Genomic DNA, 19,128 nt, shown 5'->3' with positions numbered 1-19,128 from the left:
GCAGGACAGAGGGGGGTGTTTCGCGCCAACGTCTCACAACCTTTGCGTCGCACGGCGCTCAAAAAAAGAGGGCGCCGAAGGCGCCCCTTTCGAGTATCCGGCATGATCAGTTCTTACCCATTCACGAGCGCCAATAACTCCTCGGTGTAGCGCTTGCCGACAACCTTGTCGGGAGACAGCGCGTCGCCGATGGCTTGCACCTCGGCCGTGCTCAGCTCGATCCCGGCCGCCGCCGTGTTCTGCTCCAGATGGCGGATTTTTCGCGCGCCGGGGATCGGCACGATGAAATCGCCCTGGTGCAGCACCCAGGCCAGCGCCAGCTGCGCCGAGGTCACGCCCTTTTCAGCCGCCATCTTCTTCAGCGTGGCGATGACTGCGGCATTGGCCGCCATGGCGTCGACTTGGAAGCGCGGCAGGCCACGCCGCCAGTCGTCGTCACCCAAGGCTTCGGGCTTGGCGATCGTGCCGGTCAAAAGGCCACGGCCGAGCGGGCTGTAGGGGACGAAGCCGATGCCAAGTTCGCGGCAGACAGCGAGCACCTTGTCTTCCGGGTCACGGCTCCACAGCGAGTATTCGCTCTGCACGGCTGATATCGGATGCACGGCATGCGCCCGGCGGATGGTCGCGGCACTGGCCTCCGACAGGCCGAGTGCGCGCACCTTGCCCTCGCGCACCAGTTCGGCCATGGCGCCAACCGTATCCTCGATCGGCACGTTGGGGTCGACGCGGTGCTGGTAGTAGAGGTCGATGACATCGGTGCCCAACCGCTTCAGCGAGGCCTCGGCCACCGCCTTGACATGTTCGGGGCGGCTGTCGACGCCGGCCATGCGGTCGATGCCGGTGCCTTCCTCCAATATCTTGAAGCCGAACTTGGTGGCGATGGTCACCTTGTCACGCACCGACTTCAGCGCCTTGCCGAGCAATGCATGAGGAGATAGCGCCTTGCTTTCTGTTCGATAATCGTCTCTCATTTGCACGGGCTGTTCCAAAGAATAGATCAATGAACCGAGCGCATCTCTCCCAACTGGCCGTGCTGGCAACCGTTGCCCAATGCGGCAGCTTTCGCGGCGCGGCCAGGGAATTGGCCATCGCGCCATCGGCGGTCAGCCATGCGGTGTCCAGCCTGGAAGCGCGGCTCGGGGTGCGGCTGCTGGCGCGCAGCACCCGTAGCGTCGCGCCGACGGAAGAAGGCGCGCAACTCTTGGAGCGGCTGCGGCCGGCCCTTTCCGAGATCGACCTGGCTCTGGAGACGGCGGTCGAGTCGCGCGACCGGCCGGCCGGGAATCTGCGGCTCAGCGTGCCGCGCACGGCAGCACATCTGGTGCTGACGCCACGGCTCGGCGCCTTTGCCGCGGCCTATCCCGATATCGTGCTGGAGATCGTCATCGAGGACCGCTTCACCGATGTCGTCGAGGGCGGTTTCGATGCCGGCGTGCGGCTCGGCGAGAGCCTGCAGCGCGACATGATCGCCGTGCGCATAGGGCCGGACATTCGCGGCGCGGTGGTCGGCGCGCCAGCCTATTTCGCGGCCATGGCGAGACCGCATCATCCGCGCGACCTTGCCGATCATCGCTGCATCCGCTTCCGCTTCTCCAGTGGCATTCTCTACCGGTGGGAGTTCGAGAAGGGCGGCGAGGCGATCGAGATGGCCGTGCAGGGACCGCTTGTCCTCGACGAGGACCATCTGATCGCCCGGGCGGCCGTCGATGGCGCCGGGCTCGCCTTCGTCTTCGAGGAATATGTCGACACGCCGCTCGCCGACGGCCGACTGATCCGCGTGCTGGAGGACTGGTGCCCGCCTTTCGACGGGTTCTTCGTCTACTATCCCAGCCGCCGCCAGATGCGGCCGGCGCTGCGCGCCTTCGTCGATTTCTTCAAGGTGAGCGGATAACTTCACCCGCCCCCTTGTGGGAGGGTCGCGCAGCAAATGCCGCAAGGCGGCTTTTACGAAGCGGGGTGGCAGTCTCGTAGGGCGCACCCCCGTCTCGCAATCGCCGCTGCGAGCAAGGGGAGGGTGAAGCGAAGGAAGAAAGTCGCCCCGGCATTCGTTCACGTCCCATGCAGGCATCAATTACCAACAGCTATGGCTGGGGTGCGATCATTCTTCACTGGCTGATTGCGCTGATCTTCATCGGCCAGTTCGGGCTCGGCTTCATCATGGTGCGGTTGACCAGCCAGCGCACTGCCTTCGAACTGATCCAGCTGCACAAATCCTTCGGCTTTCTGCTGCTCGGACTGGTGATCCTGCGCATCGCCTGGCGCTTCGGCAATGCGGCGCCGGCGCTGCCGCGCTCGGTTGGAACCTTGGAGAGGCGGGCCGCGCCGGTCGCTCACATTGCGCTCTACACGTTTCAACTGGCCCTGCCCTTGTCCGGCTGGGCGCTGGTGTCGGTGTCGATGCTGGAGATCCCCAGCCTGCCGTTCAATCTTTTCCTCATGCCGAACCTGCCGCTGGCCGAATCCGATGCAGCCGAAAGCTTCTGGGTGTCAGCGCATTGGTATCTCGCCTATGCCGGCATGGCCCTGGTCGTGCTGCATGTCGCGGCGGCGCTGCGTCATCATTTCCAACTCAGGGATGGCGTGCTCACACGCATGATCACGCCTTCGTCAGAGGACAGTCCGGAATAGAGCGGCCGGGTCATTCGTTCATTGGGTGAGGGCGCGCAGGAAATGCGCTGCCTACAACAAGGAACACCTCAATGTACACGCGTATCCTCGGATTTGCGGCGGTCGCCGTTTGCCTTGCCATGCCGGCTTCAGCGGCAATAGCGCTTGGCGATGCCGCCGGCAGCTACGCGATCAGCCCGGCCAACTCCTCGATCCGCTTCTCCATCGGCAAGGTTGGTGGTGGCGGCCTCGATGGCGCCTTCGGCCGCTTCAAAGGCTCGATCCGCATTGACAACAGCGACGTCGCCCGCTCGCAGGTCAATTTCACCATATTTCCCGAAAGCGTCGGCACCGGCCAGGGCCGCATCGATGCCTTCCTGCGCTCCGACGCGGTGTTCGACGCCGCCGACAGCCCTGAGATCCAGTTCCGCTCGACCAGCGTGACCCGCACCAGCGACACCACGGCGCTCGTCAGCGGCCGGCTGACGGCGCGCGGCAAGACATTCCCGGAAAAGTTCACGGCCGAGCTTGGCGGTCTGAAGGCCGGCACGATAAAATTCCATGTCACCGGCCAGGTGCTCAGGTCACGCTACGGCATGGATGTCGGCACGCCGATCTATTCCAACATCGTCGACTTCGACATGACGCTGACGGGCAAACGGGGCTGAATCTAGGCAGCCCTGGTCATTGGCTTTTCCTGTGATTTCGGGCAAACCTCGTCGCCTGCAATCGCTATGGAGAAGCCTGATGTTCCGATGGGGTGTGTTGTCGACGGCCAAGATCGGCCGCGAGCAGTTGTTGCCGGCAATGGTCGACGCGGAGAACGGCGTTCTGTCGGCGATTGCCAGCCGCGATTTATCGAAAGCCAAGGCACTGGCAGAGCGCTTCGGCGCGCGCCATGCCTTCGGCTCCTATGAGGACCTGCTCGCCTCCAGCGAGGTCGACGGCGTCTACATCCCGCTGCCGACCTCCCAACACGTCGAATGGGCGGCCAAGGCGATCGAGGCCGGCAAGCACGTGCTGGTCGAAAAGCCGTTGGCGCTCGACGCCAAGGACATTCTGCCGCTGATCAAGCTGCGCGATGCCAAGAAGGTGCTGGTCTGCGAGGCCTTCATGGTCATCTACCACCCGCAATGGATCAAGGTGCGCGATCTCATCGCCAGCGGCGCCGTCGGCCGCCTGCGCCACGTCCAGGGCGCCTTCTCCTATTACAATGTCGATCCCAACAACATGCGCAACAAGCTCGATCTCGGCGGCGGCGCGCTGCCCGACATCGGCGTCTACCCCACCGTCTCGACGCGCTTTTCCACTGGCAAGGAGCCGTTGCGCGTCCAGGCGACGATCGAGCGCGACAAGACATTCGGCACCGACATCTATTCCTCGATCCGCGCCGATTTCGGCGACTTCGAGCTGTCCTTCTACCTGTCGACGCAGATGGCAGCGCGCCAGGTCATGGTGTTCCATGGCGAGGAGGGTTTCATCGAGGTGTTTTCGCCCTTCAACGCCGGGCTCTACGACCATCACCGCGTCGAACTGCACAACCAGAACCACACCGAGGCGCAGGTATTCCGCTTTCCCGGCACCCAGCAGTACCGGCTGGAGGTCGAGACCTTCGCGCGGGCCGCACAGGGCGGCAAGGAGCGAGTCTTCACGCTGGAAGAATCCGTGCTCAACCAGAAGGTCATCGACGCCATCTTCCGCGCCGGTAGCAAGGACGGTTGGGAGGCCGTCTAGCCAGCCCTTTGTTCGACGCAATTCCGGACGGAAGACCGTTTCAGGCTTTTCCCGGAATTGCTTTAGCCGGCTGATGGGAGGGGAAAGATGGCTGACGATGCGGACGTGATCATTGTCGGCGCCGGCCTCGCCGGGCTGGTCGCCGCCGCCGAGCTTGCCGAGGCCGGCAAGAAAACCGTCATCGTCGACCAGGAGCCGGAACAGTCGCTCGGCGGCCAGGCGTTCTGGTCGTTTGGCGGGCTCTTCCTCGTCGATTCGCCCGAGCAGCGGCGCATGCGCATCCGCGATTCCCATGACCTGGCGCTCGAGGACTGGCTGGGCACCGCCGCTTTCGACCGCCCGGAAGATCACTGGCCGCGCAAATGGGCCGAAGCCTATGTCGCCTTCGCCGCCGGCGAGAAGCGCTCATGGCTGATGCAGCGCGGCCTGAAATTCTTTCCCGTCGTCGGTTGGGCCGAGCGTGGCGGTGGCAATGCCATCGGCCACGGCAATTCGGTGCCGCGCTTTCACGTCACCTGGGGCACCGGCCCCGGCGTGCTTGAACCCTTCGTCCAGCGCGTCCGCGAAGCCGAGAAAAGCGGGCTGATCCGCTTCAAATTCCGCCACAGGGTCAACGAATTGACCCGCACGGGTGCCACCGTCGACGGCGTGCGCGGCGACATCCTGCAGCCAAGCGCCGTCGAGCGTGGCCACAAGAGCTCGCGCGACATATCAGGCGATTTCGAGCTTCATGCGCAAACGGTGATCGTTGCCTCCGGCGGCATCGGCGCCAACCACCAGCTTGTCCGGGAGAACTGGCCGCAGCGGTTGGGCGCGGCACCCAAGCGCATGATCACGGGCGTGCCCGACCATGTTGACGGCCGCATGCTGGCGATCACCGAAACGGCCGGCGGCAGCATCATCAACCGCGACCGCATGTGGCACTATGTCGAGGGCATCAAGAACTGGGCGCCGATCTGGACCGATCATGCGATCCGCATCCTGCCCGGCCCGTCATCCCTGTGGCTCGATGCCAGAGGCAAGCGGCTGCCGGTGCCGCTCTATCCCGGCTTCGACACGCTGGGCACGCTCAGCCACATCATGAGCACCGGCTTCGACTATTCCTGGTTCATCCTGACCAGGAAGATCATCCAGAAGGAGTTCGCACTGTCGGGCTCCGAACAGAATCCCGACCTGACCGGCAAGAGCTGGCGCCAGGTTCTCGGCCGCGCCACATCAGGCATTCCCGGCCCGGTCAAGGCGTTTATGGAAAAGGGCGAGGATTTCATCGTCGAGGCCGACCTGTCGACGCTGGTCGCCCGCATGAACGCGCTGGCCGGCGGCGAGCCGCTACTCGAACTCGCAAAGGTCGAACGCGAGATCCGCGCCCGCGACCGGCAGCTCGACAATCCGTTCTCCAAGGACATGCAGATCACCGCGTTGCGCGGTGCGCGTGCTTACCTTGGCGACAAACTGATCCGCACGGCCAAGCCGCACAAGATGCTTGACCCGGCAAACGGTCCGCTGATCGCGGTCCGCCTCAACATCCTGACCCGCAAGACGCTGGGCGGCCTGGAGACCGATCTCGACAGCCGCGTGCTGGGTGCCGACGGCCAGCCGGTGGTGGGGCTCTATGCCATCGGCGAGGCCGCCGGTTTCGGCGGCGGCGGCGTTCATGGATATGCGGCGCTTGAAGGCACATTCCTTGGCGGCTGCATCTTTTCCGGCCGCAGTGCCGGCCGGGCCGCGGCCGCCGCGGTGGCGTGAAACAGCGCAGTCGCGGTCCGATTTCCTGCTTGGGGGCCACATACGCCCAGGCGATAAACATATGACTTTTTTATATTTTTCAGTTTTTGGCCGCCTCGAATACAAATGCGGTTGCTTTTATCTTTCTGAGTGCAGCCGGTCCTGAGCCGCTGCAGGCAGTCGCCACCTCGTGGCGACAGTTAAGAAAGAAGGAAGTCTTCGATGTTCCTCTCGGACGGGCTCTATCTGCCCACCCATCGTCCGCTGCCGGCGTCGCAGCTCGAGCAAATCAGGCGGGCGGCCAACAACAATCGCCGGCCGGGCAGGCTGGTCGCGCCCTTCACTCCGACATGGTGGCTCCTGGTCGCCGGCGGCTTGCTGGTCGCGGCCACCATCGCTGCTCAAGTTTCCTGATCGCAAAGCAGAAGATTATCATGCAACGTTCTCATATCCCCCCTGACGGAAACGCCCTTCACCGCTTCGTGGTTGGGCGCGATGGCGAAGGCCACTGGATCGCGCGCGACGAAGAAGGCATGACCGGCGGTGTTTTCGCCGACAGGACCTCGGCTGTTCGTTTCGCCACGATGGAAAGCGGTCATCAGGCCGGCGCGATACGCTTCGCCCCGGCAAGCGTGTGCCTTTCCCTGTTCAACTGATCCTGTTTCCGGCTGCTTTCACCTTTCCGGAACGGTCTGACCATGGACACGTCCAACACTGCCGATCTGGCCGGATTGTTCGATCGTCTCCCGCATGTCGGCAGGCTGATCGAACACCAGCTGTGGGAGGCCGCACGCGGCCTGTCGCTCGACAGATCGTCCCGGCAAGGCCGGCGGTTTGCCGGCCTGGTCGAGGCCGGCGCCACACTCGACGCCGTCCTCCTGCTCGTCGCCCTGTCGAAACCGGAGCGCTCGGTTTCGTCGCTCAGCAGGATCGGCGAGCGATGGTTTTGCACCATTCAAACCCCGCCTGCAGGGACGCCGGGCAACGCCGGCAAAGTCGAAGCGGACCACACCGATCTGGCAGCAGCGGTGCTCTCGGCTTTGCTTCTTTCGCACCGTGAACAGGCGGCGTCCCCTAACAATCACCAAGGAGAATTTGATTCCCATGACACCCGAACAAGCACGAACGCGCCTGACCGGAGCGATGACCGCGCTGGTAACGCCATTCACCGACGGCGAGGTCGACCTGAAGCAACTGACCACGCTGCTGCGCTGGCAGATCGAACAAGGGATCAACGGGCTGGTGCCGTGCGGCACCACCGGTGAGTCCCCGACCTTATCGTGGGAGGAGCGCCTCGACATCATCGCGCTCTGCGTGAAAATTGCCGCGGGCACGGTGCCGATCATCGCCGGCACCGGGACGAACAGCACCGAGACGACGATTGCTCTTTCGACAGCCGCCGAGGCTTTCGGGGCCGACGCTGCCCTCATCGTCACGCCCTACTACAACAGGCCGAGCCAGGAGGGGATTTTCCGCCACTTCGAAGCCGTCGCCAGCAACGTCAAGATACCGATCATCGTCTACAATGTCCCGGCCCGGACGGGTGTCGACCTGTCGCTGGAGACGGTCGAGCGCCTGGCGCAGATTCCAACCATCGTCGGCATCAAGGACGCCACCGGCGATGTGAACCGCCTGTCCTCGCTTCCCGCTGTGCTGAGGCGTCGCTTCATCTGTCTGTCCGGTCACGACGCCACGTCGTTCGGCTTCAACACTATGGGCGGGCGTGGCACGATCTCCGTGGTCTCCAACGTCGTCCCTCGACTGTGCGTCGAGATGCATGATGCCTGCCGGCAAGACGACCACCATACCGCTCGGGCCATCCATCATAGGTTGCGGCCACTCATCGCGGCCCTCGAGCTGGAGAGCAATCCGGTGCCGGTCAAATACGCCCTGCACCTGGCGCTGGGGCTGAGCCCGGACGTCCGCTTGCCAATGACCGCTGTCCGTCCCGAAACCGCGACGGCAATTCGAGAGGCGATGGTGACTTTGAACGAGGGCGGATTCAGCGCAATGCAATCAGGACGGATCGCGGCCGCGCCTGCTCAGCAGCGGTTTTGACGGAGCGGCCTTGCCGTCAGCGGCATAAACCAGGCCCGGTTGGACGATCCATTCGCCAGCCCGCAGCGCTTCGACATCGAAGTGCCCATTGGCGTCGCGCGTTGCAACGCCGACATAGCGATATCGGGATCCGCTCGCATCGACGACCGTATCGGCGATCGGATGGCCGGCGAGCCGGCCGATGATCGCGCCCTGTTCTCTGATGTTTGCCAGGACAAAATATTCCGTCGGCACCCTGCGGCTGACCCTCGAGGTCAGCCAGACTGAATGTGATCTCATGTTTGAAGCCAGTCTGTCGTTCCGGCCGCCAGTCGAGCGGCCGTGAACTACATAGTCGCTGGCCGCATAGGAATTCGAGAGCAGGATCTGGCCTGAATTATATACGCCGCATATGGATGGCGCTCACGGGACCTATTCGCCCGTTCCCAAAGCGGCTACCGCATCGACGATCCGCGTAAAGCTGGCGCGGGCGCGGCCGACCGTGTGCCGGGCTCGCAGATAGCCATGCACCAGCCCAGGTTCCTCGAACCAATATGCCCGTCCGCCGGCGGCGGCGACGCGGTCGCGATAGGCCTTGCCGTCTGATGACAGGGGGTCGCACTCGGCAGTGATCAGCACCGTCGGCGGCAGATTGGCGAAGTCGGCGTCGGCGAGGGGCGACAGCGTGATGTCACCGGTCCCATCCACGCCGCCGGTGCGGATGTTCTTGTAGAACTCGAGATCGCGCATGGTCAGCATCGGTGCCTCGGCATGCGTCACATAAGAGCCGCGCGAGCGGTCGCCGCCGAGTCCGGGATAGATCAGCACCTGGCCGACCGGCTTGCGCGGATGGCCGCGTGTCGCATGGCTGACGGCAGCGGCAAGATTGCCGCCCCCGCTGTCGCCGCAAAGCACGATCGGATGCTCGCGATTGGCGGTGGCCCATTCGAAGGCGCTCATCACGTCGTCGAAGGCCGCCGGATGCAGGTGCTCCGGCGCCAGCCGGTAGTCGACCGAAACGACCTCATAGCCGGTGCGGGCGCAGAGCTCGGCGCAGACATCGTCATGGCTGTCCAGCCCGCCGAGGATGAAGCCGCCGCCGTGGAAGTAAAGCACCGTCGCCGCTGCCTGCGACGCGCTCCGGTAGATGCGGATCGGGATATCATGGGTGGGCGTTGAAATGGCAGAGGTCTCGACCACAACACCCTCGGGATAGCCGGCAAAGAATTCGCGGCACATGCGGTCATAGATCTCGCGCTGCTGCGCGATCGTGTAGTCGATCGTGTCAGGCGGATAATAGGAATTGGTCCGCTCGATGAAGGCCCAGGTCTCGGCGTCGATGAGGGTTTTGTAGTCGGTCATGGGGGCTTTGTAGTCGGCCATGGGGCCGCCACTACTTCCCCTTCCACACAGGCTCGCGCTTTTCGGCGAAAGCACGAAAACCCTCCATATTGTCTTCGGAGCCATAGAGGGCATCGACCGTCGGCAACTGGCGGCGCGTCACCTTGTTCATCGCGTCCTGGAAGGTGAGCGCCTCGGCTACCCGCGCCGTCTCCTTGATCGCGGCAAACACCAGTGGCGGGCCGCCGGCGAGCAGCCTGGCGATCTCCCAGACGCGGTCCTCGAGCTTCTCCTTGGGCAGCACCTCGTTGACCAGGCCCCAGCGATGCGCCTCCGCGACATCCATCCAGCGGCCGGTGAGCAAAAGGTCCATGGCGACATGATAGGGGATGCGCTTCGGCAGTTTGATCGTCGCCGCGTCAGCCAACGTCCCGGCGCGGATCTCGGGCAGCGCGAAAGACGAATGATCGGAGGCGTAGATGAGGTCGCACGATAGCGCCAGCTCGAAGCCGCCGCCCACCGCCATGCCGTTGACGCAGGCGATGACCGGCTTGTTGAGGTCGCGCAGTTCCTGCAGTCCGGCAAATCCGCCGACGCCATAGTCGCCGTCGACCGCATCGCCGCCGGCAGCCGCCTTCAGGTCCCAGCCGGCGCAGAAGAACTTGTCGCCGGCGGTCTTGACGATGGCGACGCGCAACTCCGGATCGTCGCGGAATGCTTTGAACGTTTCGCCCATCAGCCGCGAGGTCTTGAGGTCGATGGCGTTGGCCTTGGGGCGGTCGAGCGTGACCTCGAGGATGGTGCCTTCGCGGCGAGTCGAAATGACGTCAGACATTCTTCTTGTCTCCCAGCACCAGCAGCGCGTCGGCGATCCAGGCGCCCTTGCCCTCCGTGCAGACGATCAGCGGGTTGATGTCGAGTTCCTCGATCTCGCCGGCATTCTGTTGCACGAAGGCGGCAATACCCGAGATGGCCTCGATGGCCGCGGCGACGTCGGCCTTCGGCCGGCCACGATAGCCTGCGAGCAGCGGGAACAGTTTGAGGCCGCGCAACGCGGCCTCGATGTCGTCGCGGGTTGCCGGCAGCATCAGCGTGACGCTGTCGCGCAGCAGCTCGACCAGCACGCCGCCGGTGCCCAGCGTCATCACAGCGCCGAACATCGGGTCGCGGGTGAAGCCGACGATCAGTTCGGCGACGCCGTCGCGCACCATGCGCTCGACATAGAGGCCGGTGCCGAGCGGCAGCAGGTCATGCGCTGCCGTGCTGACCGATTCGGCGTCCTTGAGGTTGAGCCTGACAGCACCGACTTCGGACTTGTGGGTGACGCCCAGCGCCTTCAGCGCCACCGGAAAGCCGAGTGCCATCGACGAGATCACCGCCTCGACGGCATTGGCGGCGCGTTCGCCCTTGGGCACTGGCAGGCCGGCCTTGATCAGCCGCGATTTCGCCTCGGCCTCGTCGGGCGTGATGTGGTCGCCACCGGGCGCGCCGGAGGCGGATGTGTCGATCGGCTGCGCCTGTGGCTCGCGCCATGCCCAGCCGATGAAGGCTGCCGCCTGGGCGGCGTCCATGGCCTCGGAAATACCGAACAACGGCACCATGCCGCGCGCCATCAGCCCGGCCGTGTACTCCTCCGGCAGGTTCTCCGGCAGCGAGGAGACGATGGCGCCTTGCGCCTTGTTGGTCTTCAGCGCCGATTCGAAGGCGCGCAATGTCGCCCACCAGTCAGTGTCCGAGCAGCGGTCGGGGCGCGGAAAGTCCAGCACCAGCATGTTGAGGTCGAAACCGCCCGACACCATGGCGGTGAAGGTGGCGGTCATCGCCGGCTCGTTGTTCCAGATGAAGGTGTGGTAGTCGAGTGGGTTGGCCACCGCCACCAGCGGCCCGAGCGTCGATTTGACATGAGCGCGGTGCGAACCGGTCAGCTCAGGGAAATTGACCCAGCGGCCCTCGGCACTGTCGGCCATGACGGATGCCTCGCCGCCCGAGCAGCTCATCGACGACAGACGATAACCGGGCAGCGGACCGGTGACGTGCAGCAGCTTCAGCGCCTCGATAAAGGCGGGGATGGAATCGACGCGGGCAATGCCGAGCCGCCTCAGGAAGGCGCCCGAGGCCGCGTCCGAGCCGGCCAGCGAGGCGGTGTGCGAGACTGTCGCCTGCCGCGCCTGTTCGGAACGTCCGACCTTCATGGCGATGATCGGCTTCTTCAGTTCGCGAGCCCGGGCCGCCAGCCGTTCAAAGCCGGCCACCGAATCGAAGGCTTCGATGTGCAGGCCGAGCGACGTGACCCGCTCATCCTCGATCAGGCCAAGCGCCATTTCGGAAAGGCCGGTCTGCGCCTGGTTGCCGGCCGTCATCAGGAAGGCAATCGGCAGGCCGCGCTTCTGCATCGTCATGTTGATGGCGATGTTGGACGACTGGGTGATGATGGCGACGCCCTTGCCGCCCTCGGCCAGCCTGATGCCGCCATGCTGGTCGGGCCACAGGAGTGCGCCATCGGCATAATTGATCAGGCCATAGCAATTCGGCCCGATGATCGGCATCTGGCCCGCCGCCGAGACCAGCTCGGCCTGCAGCCGCTCGCCGTCGTCGTCATAGGCCTCGGTTTCGAGGAAGCCTGCGGCAAAGCAGACGGCGCCGCCGGCGCCGCGTTCGGCCAGCGCCTTGACCATCTCGATGGTCAGGTGGCGGTTGACACCGACAAAGGCGGCGTCAGGTGCGCCTGGCAGATCGGCCACCGAACGATAGGCCTTGCGGCCGGCCACCTCGTCCTTGGTCGGGTGTACCGGCCAGATCTCGCCGGCAAAGCCCATCTTGATCGATTGCGCGACGACGGCGGCAGCTTGCGCACCGCCGAAGACGGCGATCGACTTCGGCCGCAGGAGACGTTCGAGTTTATGCATGATGGTTTTCTCGTTGGAGCATGATCTCGGGACAAACGAGATCGTTTGTCCGAGAAAACCGGATACCACTTTTCGCGATCATGCTCAGGCTCCAAACGGGCGCAGCAGCGCCCGTGAAATGATGTGGCGCTGGATCTCGGACGTGCCTTCCCAGATACGCTCGACGCGCGCGTCTCGCCAGATACGCTCCAGCGGCAGGTCGTCCATCAGCCCCATGCCGCCATGGATCTGGATCGCTTCGTCGGCGACGAAGGCAAGCATTTCGGTGGCCTTCAGTTTGGCCATGGCCATGTCCTGGTCGGTGACGGTGCCCTGATCGTACTTCCAGCCGGCTTCGAACACCATCAGGTCGGCGGCTTTCAGTTCCGTCGCCATGTCGGCAAGCTTGAACGACACGCCCTGGAACTTGCCGATCTGCTGGCCGAACTGCTGGCGCTGGGCGGCATATTCGACGGCATGGCCAAGCGCCCGCTCGGCGCGGCCGAGACAGGTGGCGCCGACCTGGAGCCGGGTGGCGCCGAGCCATGAATTGGCGACGTCAAAACCCTTGTGGACTTCGCCGAGCACCTGGCTTGCGGGAAGCCGGCAATCGTCGAATTCGAGGATGGCGTTGGTGTAGCCGCGATGCGAGACGTTGCGGTAGCCGTCGCGCACGGCAAAACCCTTGGTGCCCTTGTCGACGAAGAAAGCGGTGATCTTCTTGCGCTTGCCGCGCGGCGAATCCTCTTCGCCCGAGGCCATGAAGACGATGGCGAAATCGGCGAGATCGGCATGGCTGATGAAGTGCTTGGTGCCGTTCAGCACCCAGTCGTCGCCATCCTGCACCGCGGTCGCCTTCATGCCGCGCAGATCGGAGCCGGCGCCCGGCTCGGTCATCGCCAGGCAGTCCCATTTCTCGCCACGGATGCAAGGGAACAGATATTTTTCGCGCTGCTCCGGCGTGCCGGCCAAGAGGATGTTGGACGGGCGCGCCACGCAGGTCCAGTGCAGCGCATAGTTGGCGCGGCCGAGCTCCTTTTCATAAAGCAGCCAGGTGACCGTATCGAGCCCGGCGCCACCGACATCCGCCGGCATGTTGGCGGCGTACAGGCCGGCTTCTATCGCCTTGACCTTGATCTCCTCGATCAGTTCGCGGCGCAGCACGCCGGTGCGCTCGACCTCGCGCTCATGCGGATAAAGCTCGTTCTCGACGAAGGCACGCGTCGTCTCGACGATGAGCTTCTGTTCCTCCGACAGCCCGAAATCCATGGGGTCAGCCCTTCTTCTTGCCGGTCTTCTTCTTCGGCTTGTTTGCCTTGGCCTTCTCTGCCGCCTTGGAGGCGGTCGGCTTCTTCGCCGCCAGTTTGGCCAACTGCTTGGTATAGTCCTTGTGCAAGGCGCCGGCGCCCCAGCCCTTGCCTTTGTTCTGCTTCGACAGCGCGTCCATGATCGCGACCAGATTGTCGTCGCGGATCTTTTCCAGCTCGCGGATCGACAGCCCATGCGCCTGGTCGTCCGACTGCGTTGCGATCAGGTCGACCAGCTCATCGTTGAACTCCGGCACGTCCATCAGCTTGGTCCACGGCCATTTCAGGCACGGGCCGAACTGCGCCATGAAGTGGCGCATGCCGGCCTCGCCGCCGGCGACGCGATAGACCTGGAACATGCCCATCTGCGCCCAGCGCAGGCCGAAGCCATAGCGCATGATGTCGTCGAGTTCCTCGACCGTGCAGATGCCGTCCTTGATCAGCCACAGCGCCTCGCGCCATGCCGCTTCGAGCAGGCGGTCGCCGACGAAGGCTTCGATTTCCTTGCGGATGACGACAGGTTTCATGCCGATCGAGGCGTAGATCTCCTTGGCGACTTCGATTGCTTCGGGAAAGGTCTGCTCGCCACCGACGATCTCGACCAGCGGCAGCAGATAGACCGGGTTGAACGGATGGCCGACGACCAACCGCTCAGGGTGCTTCTTCATCGCCACCTGCATGTCGGTCGGCTTGATGCCGGAGGTGGAGGAACCGACAATGGCATTGGCTGGTGCGTGGGCATCGATCTCGGCCAGCACGCGGTGCTTGAGGTCGAGCCGTTCCGGCACGCTTTCCTGGATGAAATCGGCGTCGGCCACCGCCTCGGCGATGGTCTTGGCAAAGGTCAGCCGGCCCTCTTTCGGCAGGCCCCCGGGCACCATCTGCTTGTAGGCGCGGCGCGCACCCTTCATCACTTCGCTGACCTTGCGCGACGCCTCCGGATCGGGATCGAAGATCGAAACGTCAATGCCGTTGAGCAGCAGGCGTGCCACCCAGCCGGCGCCGATGACACCGCCGCCGATGGCGGCCGCCTTGTTGATGATGCTCATGCTTAGGCTCCGGTTCTCTTGGTGGCAGTTTCGGGATCGAGGAGAGGCACGCGCTCGCCGGCGCGGATCACGGACGGGTCATAGGCCTCGCGGGCAAAGACTTCGAGCACGAACGGTCGGAAGAATTCGATCGGCAGCGTCTCATAGTCGGGGTCGAAACTCGACTGGTCCCAGCGTTCGCAAAACTGATCGCAATCGTCGAAATAGGCGTGGCCGGCGAAGCGGTCGCGGGCGTGGCGGTCGCCGCCAAGATGATGGGCATAGTAGAGCCGCTGGAAGTCGCCATGCTTCTCCACTACCCATGTGCATTGCTCGCGCACGAAGGGTTTCAGGATCGAAGCGGCGTATTCATCGTGATTGTAGGGTGCGTAGATGTCGCCGATGTCGTGCAGCAGCGCGCAGGCGATCCAGTCGGTGTCGGCGCCGTCGCGCCAGGCGCGCGTCGCCGCCTGCAGCGAATGGCCGAGCCGGGTGATCTTGTAGCCCGACAGGCCTTCATCGAGCTGGACCAGCGCGTCGAGCAGCCGCTCGCCGGTCTTCGCCGCATAGTCGATCTCATGCGCGTTTAGGAACTCGTAGTCTTGCCTGTCGCCATCCTTCATCGCCGTGAACTTGACGGTAGTCATGCCGACCTCCCAGCGATTGAGTTATGCCGCTATCGGCGCCCGCTTGGTCAGGTTCAGCTTCTTGCGCACTTCCTCGGGCCCGAGAATCCTGGCGCCCAGATTGGTGACGATGCTGGCGGCACGCTCTACCAGCTGTGCATTGGTTGCCAGCACGCCCTTGTCGAGCCAGAGATTGTCTTCCAGCCCGACGCGGACATTGCCGCCGGCAAGCACTGCTGCAGCTGCATAGGCCATCTGGTTGCGGCCGATGGCAAAGGCCGACCAGTTCCAGGTCGACGGCACATTGTTGACCATGGCCATGAAGGTGTTGAGGTCGTCAGGCGCACCCCACGGAACGCCCATGCAGAGCTGCACCAGGGCATCCGGGTTGAGAACTTTCTCTTCGACCAACTGCTTCGCGAACCACAGGTGGCCGGTGTCGAAGGCCTCGATCTCCGGCTTGACGCCGAGCGCCGTCATCATGCCGCCCATGGCGCGCAGCATGCCGGGCGTGTTGGTCATGACATAGTCGGCCTCGGCGAAATTCATGGTGCCGCAGTCGAGCGTACAGATTTCCGGCAGGCACTGGCGCACATGTTCCATGCGGTTGGTGGCGCCGCCCATGTCGGTGCCTTTTTCATTCAAAGGCAGCGGTGCTTCGGGCGAACCGAACACCATGTCGCCGCCCATGCCGGCGGTCAGGTTCAGGATGACGTCGACGTTTGCCGCGCGGATGCGCTCGGTCACTTCGCGGTAGAGATGCACGTCGCGACGAGGTTTGCCTGTTTCGGGGTCGCGCACATGGCAATGCACGATCGCGGCACCCGCCTTGGCCGCGTCGATGGCCGAATCGGCGATCTGCTTGGGCGAGCGCGGCACATGCGGGCTGCGGTCCTGCGAGCCACCGGACCCGGTCACGGCACAGGTAATGAAGACCTCACGGTTCATCGCGAGCGGCATCGAATTCTCCTCCCAATCGAAACAACCATGCATGCCGCCCAAAAGTGGCAACCGGTCTTGGGACACCGACATGCATAAGAACCAACCAACATTGCCTGACTTGCCGGAAACTGTTTTGCCTTTTACGAAGGACATATGATAAAAAGCGAAAAACCTGACATCTTTCGCGCCGAGCGCCTGCCGCTCAAGGTGACGCTGCTGGTGTTTTCCGGCTCGTCGATCATGTGCGTCGCGTCGGCTGTCGATCCCTTGCGCGCCGCCAACCGCATCTCCGGCGAGACCCTCTTCGATTTCAAGCTGGTCTCGGTGACTGGCGAGGCTCCAGTCACCACGTGCGGCCTGCCGGTGGCGGTCAGTGGCCGCTTCGACGCGGCCGATCCAACCGACGTCCTTGTCGTCGTCGCCGGCTTCGGCACCCAGAACTACGCAACGTCGGCTCTGCTTTCAGGCTTGCGACGGGCGGCACGGGCAGCGCGGGCCTGCGGCGGCGTCGAGGCCGGCACCTGGCTGGTGGCGCGCGCCGGCCTGCTGGAAGGGCGCAGTGCCACCACCCACTGGGAGGACATGGAGGATTTTTCGTCGGCCTTTCCCGGCGTCGATGTCCGCCCGGACCGCTATGTCATCGACGGACCGGTCTTCACCTCGGGCGGCGCGTCGCCGACCTTCGACCTGATGCTGCATCTCATTCGCACGCGCCTTGGCATGGCGGTGGCGCTCGATGTCGCCAGCGTTTTTATCTACGACCAGGCACGCGCGGCCACCGATGCCCAGCCGTTGGTCTCGCTCGGTCGGCTCGATGGCTACGATCCACGGCTGGCGCAAGCCATCCGATTGATGGAATCGCATGTCGACCAGCCGCTGACTATAGAAGCGGTGGCAAAACGCGCCGGAGTGACGGCACGAACCCTGGAAAGCATTTTCCGCAAGTCGATCGGCGAGACGCCGGGTGCCTACTATCTCAGGCTTAGGCTGGGGGCGGCCCGCCGGCTGGTGGTCGACACCCGGGTGGCGATGGCCGATATTGCCGGGCGGACCGGATTTTCGTCGGCCGCGGCGTTTTCCAGAGCGTTTTCGAGAGCTTTTGGCGAGGCGCCAGTCAGAGTACGGCGCGGTTGGTGAGTATCCAGTCGGTCGCGGCGGCGAGGTCATCTACAACAGCCGTGGGCGCCGGATTGAAACGTGTTTCGTCGTTTGGGCGATACTTGCCTGTCCGCACAAGCAGCGCCGCACCAAGCCCGGCGCGCAGCGCGCCGGCGACATCGCTCTCGGCATCGTCGCCGACCATGACCGCATCGGCGGCCGAGCAGTTCATACTGGCAAGCGCCGAAAGAAAGAAATCCGGTGACGGCTTGCCGAGCACGACAGGGCTTCGGCCACTGGCGAATTCGAGGGCGGCAACGAAGGCGCCCGTGTCGAGGCTGAGCAGACCGTCTGCATCCTTGAAGGTGCGATTGGTGGCGAGCGCCACAAAATCGGCGCCGGCCACCAGTTCGCGGAACGCCCGGTTGAGCCTGGCATGATCGAAGGCTTCGCCTGCATCTCCGACGATGACGGCCCGACCATTTGCACCGTCCAGTCCGGAAAACTCAGGCTCCAGGTTGGGATGGACGAGCAGATGCGGTGTGAGGCCGTGCCTGCGCAGCCATTCGACGGCGGCACGCGCTGGCGTCAGTAATTCCGCTTGTCCAACCTCGACGCCGAAAGCCGTAAGTTGCGCGATGATTGCCTTGTGTGGTGAGCGAGTAGTGTTGCTGACAAAGCGGAGCGGCAAGCCCGCATTGCGCAGGCGATCGATTGCCGAGACAGCGCCCGCTATCGGGGTGTCGCCATTGTAGACGACACCCAAAAGGTCCAGAAGCACCGCGCGTACCATCGGTGAAGGATGACGAAACAGGCTTCGTTCGTCAAACCACAGGGACCTTCAAGCGACATCGCGGTTTTCGTGGACAATGCGCGAGCGCATGCTCTTGGCCAGCACCGTTTCAAGTCGCGCTGCAACCGCGCGATCCCATTCGTTTGTGCGCTGCGTGCCGTCTTTCGGATGCGGCATTGCCATCAGCCGGTCGATGATCGATCCGGCCTCGCCAGGTGAGAGCAGGGCGTCGATTTCACGTTCGTTCTGCATATCGGTTCGCCTCCTTCTTCCTTCCCGCCACGAGCCAGTCTTATACGAGATACGTGACGGCAGTTTGAAGGCAAGAGCGAGGTCATTGAAGGGCGGGAAAGGGCCAAACCGTGCCGTCGGAGCCAGCCTTGCGCAAAGCCGTTCCTGCGTCTGGTTAGGCCAGGTCGGAGACTTCTACAGCCGCTTCTCGAACAGCACGGTGGTGAAGCCACTGTCCCATTCGTCGTCGGGGTAGCGATCTTTCTCGGCATAGCCGACCGCTTTGTAGAGCGTCTGGCTGCGCAGGTTGAACGTGTCGGTTTCCAGCCGCGCCTGCGCAAATCCGGCGGCAGCGATCGCCTGTTCGGCATGGGAAAGCAGCTTACGGCCAACGCCTTGGCCTTGGCGCGACGCCATGACGTGCAGGGCCTCGATGAAGTCCGCGCGCCAATGGATCAGGCCGGCAACGTTGCCATCGATCTCGGCAACGGCAAATTCCGGCCAGCTCTGGTCGACATAGCGCCCGCCAATATCCGATTCGACGTAGCGCTGCGCCGATTTCTCGGTGATGTTCGGCAGCCAGGTGCCTTCGAATGTTTCCTGCAGCACCTGCTTCAGCGCCGGGATATCGCTTGCCTGCGCCCGGCGCACGATGATTCGATCCTCTGCCATTTCCTCCTCCTGCCAGCCGCCGCGTCGCCTTTTCGGCGGGCGCGGCACTTTGAACTCGCACAGGCCAACAAAGATCCGTGCGATCTCTCGCGGCCCACGCGA

The 19,128-nt window shown here is 64.0% G+C and carries 21 protein-coding genes; 9 read left to right on the top strand and 12 right to left on the bottom strand.

The genetic code is table 11. From position 1 onward, the window contains the following. Positions 1-113: 113 nt before the first annotated feature. Positions 114-1,097, bottom strand: a complete 984-nt coding sequence (locus AC0ZT5_RS13785) for an aldo/keto reductase (protein ID WP_488496870.1) — start codon at positions 1,095-1,097, stop codon at positions 114-116. Here AC0ZT5_RS13785 and AC0ZT5_RS13780 point away from each other — a divergent pair. From AC0ZT5_RS13780 to dapA, 8 genes are all read left to right on the top strand, one after another. Next, positions 1,001-1,891 carry a LysR family transcriptional regulator gene (locus AC0ZT5_RS13780; protein WP_488496869.1) on the top strand — a complete coding sequence of 297 codons (891 nt, stop codon included), beginning with the start codon at positions 1,001-1,003 and terminating at the stop codon, positions 1,889-1,891. The two genes, AC0ZT5_RS13785 and AC0ZT5_RS13780, sit on opposite strands and share 97 nt — an antisense overlap. A 167-nt stretch (positions 1,892-2,058) precedes the next feature. Then, positions 2,059-2,628 (top strand): cytochrome b, encoded by a 570-nt coding sequence (locus tag AC0ZT5_RS13775; RefSeq protein WP_488496868.1) that lies wholly within the window; start codon positions 2,059-2,061, stop codon positions 2,626-2,628. A 71-nt stretch (positions 2,629-2,699) separates the two neighbouring features. Further along, complete coding sequence (locus tag AC0ZT5_RS13770; RefSeq protein ID WP_184873109.1) at positions 2,700-3,275, top strand: YceI family protein; 576 nt, start codon at positions 2,700-2,702, stop codon at positions 3,273-3,275. 79 nt (positions 3,276-3,354) lie between these two features. Further along, positions 3,355-4,341: a Gfo/Idh/MocA family protein gene (locus AC0ZT5_RS13765; RefSeq protein ID WP_488496867.1), complete on the top strand. Its 987-nt coding sequence runs from the start codon at positions 3,355-3,357 to the stop codon at positions 4,339-4,341. Positions 4,342-4,428: 87 nt separating this feature from the next. Further along, positions 4,429-6,087 carry an FAD-binding dehydrogenase gene (locus tag AC0ZT5_RS13760; RefSeq protein WP_488496866.1) on the top strand — a complete coding sequence of 553 codons (1,659 nt, stop codon included), beginning with the start codon at positions 4,429-4,431 and terminating at the stop codon, positions 6,085-6,087. 201 nt (positions 6,088-6,288) lie between these two features. Beyond that, positions 6,289-6,480, top strand: coding sequence for a hypothetical protein (locus AC0ZT5_RS13755; protein WP_488496865.1), 192 nt, complete (start codon positions 6,289-6,291; stop codon positions 6,478-6,480). A gap of 20 nt (positions 6,481-6,500) precedes the next feature. Continuing rightward, a complete protein-coding gene (locus AC0ZT5_RS13750; protein WP_488496864.1) occupies positions 6,501-6,722 on the top strand; it encodes a hypothetical protein in 222 nt (73 codons plus the stop codon). Between the two features lie 448 nt (positions 6,723-7,170). Then, positions 7,171-8,124, top strand: coding sequence for a 4-hydroxy-tetrahydrodipicolinate synthase (dapA, locus tag AC0ZT5_RS13745; protein WP_488496863.1), 954 nt, complete (start codon positions 7,171-7,173; stop codon positions 8,122-8,124). Here dapA and AC0ZT5_RS13740 read toward each other — a convergent pair. From AC0ZT5_RS13740 to bcoG, 8 genes are all read right to left on the bottom strand, one after another. Beyond that, positions 8,083-8,403 carry a hypothetical protein gene (locus AC0ZT5_RS13740; RefSeq protein WP_488496862.1) on the bottom strand — a complete coding sequence of 107 codons (321 nt, stop codon included), beginning with the start codon at positions 8,401-8,403 and terminating at the stop codon, positions 8,083-8,085. The genes dapA and AC0ZT5_RS13740 overlap by 42 nt on opposite strands. A gap of 132 nt (positions 8,404-8,535) precedes the next feature. Beyond that, on the bottom strand, positions 8,536-9,465 hold the full coding sequence (locus AC0ZT5_RS13735; RefSeq protein ID WP_488496881.1) for an alpha/beta hydrolase: 930 nt from the start codon (positions 9,463-9,465) through the stop codon (positions 8,536-8,538). Positions 9,466-9,496: 31 nt separating this feature from the next. After that, positions 9,497-10,279 (bottom strand): carnitinyl-CoA dehydratase, encoded by a 783-nt coding sequence (locus tag AC0ZT5_RS13730; protein ID WP_258591248.1) that lies wholly within the window; start codon positions 10,277-10,279, stop codon positions 9,497-9,499. Continuing rightward, complete coding sequence (locus AC0ZT5_RS13725) at positions 10,272-12,350, bottom strand: acetate--CoA ligase family protein (RefSeq protein WP_488496861.1); 2,079 nt, start codon at positions 12,348-12,350, stop codon at positions 10,272-10,274. Before AC0ZT5_RS13725 ends, AC0ZT5_RS13730 begins: the two co-directional genes overlap by 8 nt. Positions 12,351-12,434: 84 nt before the next feature. Then, positions 12,435-13,598, bottom strand: a complete 1,164-nt coding sequence (locus AC0ZT5_RS13720; RefSeq protein WP_457151090.1) for an acyl-CoA dehydrogenase family protein — start codon at positions 13,596-13,598, stop codon at positions 12,435-12,437. A gap of 4 nt (positions 13,599-13,602) precedes the next feature. Next, positions 13,603-14,685, bottom strand: coding sequence for a carnitine 3-dehydrogenase (locus tag AC0ZT5_RS13715; protein ID WP_488496860.1), 1,083 nt, complete (start codon positions 14,683-14,685; stop codon positions 13,603-13,605). Between the two features lie 2 nt (positions 14,686-14,687). Further along, the gene (locus tag AC0ZT5_RS13710) at positions 14,688-15,311 is read right to left on the bottom strand and encodes an HD domain-containing protein (RefSeq protein WP_488496859.1); all 624 of its coding nucleotides are present in this window, start codon (positions 15,309-15,311) and stop codon (positions 14,688-14,690) included. A gap of 21 nt (positions 15,312-15,332) precedes the next feature. Next, the gene (gene bcoG / locus AC0ZT5_RS13705; RefSeq protein WP_095084316.1) at positions 15,333-16,250 is read right to left on the bottom strand and encodes a 3-dehydrocarnitine:acetyl-CoA trimethylamine transferase BcoG; all 918 of its coding nucleotides are present in this window, start codon (positions 16,248-16,250) and stop codon (positions 15,333-15,335) included. Between the two features lie 135 nt (positions 16,251-16,385). On the opposite strand from bcoG, the gene AC0ZT5_RS13700 reads away from it, so the two are divergent. Continuing rightward, positions 16,386-17,369 (top strand): GlxA family transcriptional regulator, encoded by a 984-nt coding sequence (locus tag AC0ZT5_RS13700; RefSeq protein ID WP_477302462.1) that lies wholly within the window; start codon positions 16,386-16,388, stop codon positions 17,367-17,369. Here AC0ZT5_RS13700 and AC0ZT5_RS13695 read toward each other — a convergent pair. The 3 genes from AC0ZT5_RS13695 to AC0ZT5_RS13685 form a co-directional block, all read right to left on the bottom strand. Then, complete coding sequence (locus AC0ZT5_RS13695; RefSeq protein WP_488496858.1) at positions 17,347-18,111, bottom strand: TIGR01458 family HAD-type hydrolase; 765 nt, start codon at positions 18,109-18,111, stop codon at positions 17,347-17,349. The genes AC0ZT5_RS13700 and AC0ZT5_RS13695 overlap by 23 nt on opposite strands. A gap of 60 nt (positions 18,112-18,171) precedes the next feature. Then, complete coding sequence (locus tag AC0ZT5_RS13690) at positions 18,172-18,375, bottom strand: hypothetical protein (RefSeq protein WP_457151085.1); 204 nt, start codon at positions 18,373-18,375, stop codon at positions 18,172-18,174. 174 nt (positions 18,376-18,549) lie between these two features. After that, positions 18,550-19,026 (bottom strand): GNAT family N-acetyltransferase, encoded by a 477-nt coding sequence (locus AC0ZT5_RS13685; RefSeq protein ID WP_488496857.1) that lies wholly within the window; start codon positions 19,024-19,026, stop codon positions 18,550-18,552. Between the last annotated feature and the right edge of the window lie 102 nt (positions 19,027-19,128).

The sequence above is a fragment of the Mesorhizobium sp. CNPSo 4670 genome, from assembly GCF_057784235.1.
The sequence above is the reverse complement of the archived record's forward strand: the minus strand, read 5'-3'. Positions and strand labels throughout refer to the sequence as shown.

Excerpts from the sequence above, each read along its gene's own strand:
- AC0ZT5_RS13780 (WP_488496869.1), top strand. The coding sequence starts at position 1,001 with ATGAACCGAGCGCATCTCTCCCAACTGGCCGTGCTGGCAACCGTTGCC.
- AC0ZT5_RS13785 (WP_488496870.1), bottom strand. The coding sequence starts at position 1,097 with ATGGCGCGATGGCCAATTCCCTGGCCGCGCCGCGAAAGCTGCCGCATT.
- AC0ZT5_RS13775 (WP_488496868.1), top strand. The coding sequence starts at position 2,059 with ATGCAGGCATCAATTACCAACAGCTATGGCTGGGGTGCGATCATTCTT.
- AC0ZT5_RS13770 (WP_184873109.1), top strand. The coding sequence starts at position 2,700 with ATGTACACGCGTATCCTCGGATTTGCGGCGGTCGCCGTTTGCCTTGCC.
- AC0ZT5_RS13765 (WP_488496867.1), top strand. The coding sequence starts at position 3,355 with ATGTTCCGATGGGGTGTGTTGTCGACGGCCAAGATCGGCCGCGAGCAG.
- AC0ZT5_RS13760 (WP_488496866.1), top strand. The coding sequence starts at position 4,429 with ATGGCTGACGATGCGGACGTGATCATTGTCGGCGCCGGCCTCGCCGGG.
- AC0ZT5_RS13755 (WP_488496865.1), top strand. The coding sequence starts at position 6,289 with ATGTTCCTCTCGGACGGGCTCTATCTGCCCACCCATCGTCCGCTGCCG.
- AC0ZT5_RS13750 (WP_488496864.1), top strand. The coding sequence starts at position 6,501 with ATGCAACGTTCTCATATCCCCCCTGACGGAAACGCCCTTCACCGCTTC.
- dapA (WP_488496863.1), top strand. The coding sequence starts at position 7,171 with ATGACACCCGAACAAGCACGAACGCGCCTGACCGGAGCGATGACCGCG.
- AC0ZT5_RS13740 (WP_488496862.1), bottom strand. The coding sequence starts at position 8,403 with ATGAGATCACATTCAGTCTGGCTGACCTCGAGGGTCAGCCGCAGGGTG.
- AC0ZT5_RS13735 (WP_488496881.1), bottom strand. The coding sequence starts at position 9,465 with ATGACCGACTACAAAACCCTCATCGACGCCGAGACCTGGGCCTTCATC.
- AC0ZT5_RS13730 (WP_258591248.1), bottom strand. The coding sequence starts at position 10,279 with ATGTCTGACGTCATTTCGACTCGCCGCGAAGGCACCATCCTCGAGGTC.
- AC0ZT5_RS13725 (WP_488496861.1), bottom strand. The coding sequence starts at position 12,350 with ATGCATAAACTCGAACGTCTCCTGCGGCCGAAGTCGATCGCCGTCTTC.
- AC0ZT5_RS13720 (WP_457151090.1), bottom strand. The coding sequence starts at position 13,598 with ATGGATTTCGGGCTGTCGGAGGAACAGAAGCTCATCGTCGAGACGACG.
- AC0ZT5_RS13715 (WP_488496860.1), bottom strand. The coding sequence starts at position 14,685 with ATGAGCATCATCAACAAGGCGGCCGCCATCGGCGGCGGTGTCATCGGC.
- AC0ZT5_RS13710 (WP_488496859.1), bottom strand. The coding sequence starts at position 15,311 with ATGACTACCGTCAAGTTCACGGCGATGAAGGATGGCGACAGGCAAGAC.
- bcoG (WP_095084316.1), bottom strand. The coding sequence starts at position 16,250 with ATGCCGCTCGCGATGAACCGTGAGGTCTTCATTACCTGTGCCGTGACC.
- AC0ZT5_RS13700 (WP_477302462.1), top strand. The coding sequence starts at position 16,386 with ATGATAAAAAGCGAAAAACCTGACATCTTTCGCGCCGAGCGCCTGCCG.
- AC0ZT5_RS13690 (WP_457151085.1), bottom strand. The coding sequence starts at position 18,375 with ATGCAGAACGAACGTGAAATCGACGCCCTGCTCTCACCTGGCGAGGCC.
- AC0ZT5_RS13685 (WP_488496857.1), bottom strand. The coding sequence starts at position 19,026 with ATGGCAGAGGATCGAATCATCGTGCGCCGGGCGCAGGCAAGCGATATC.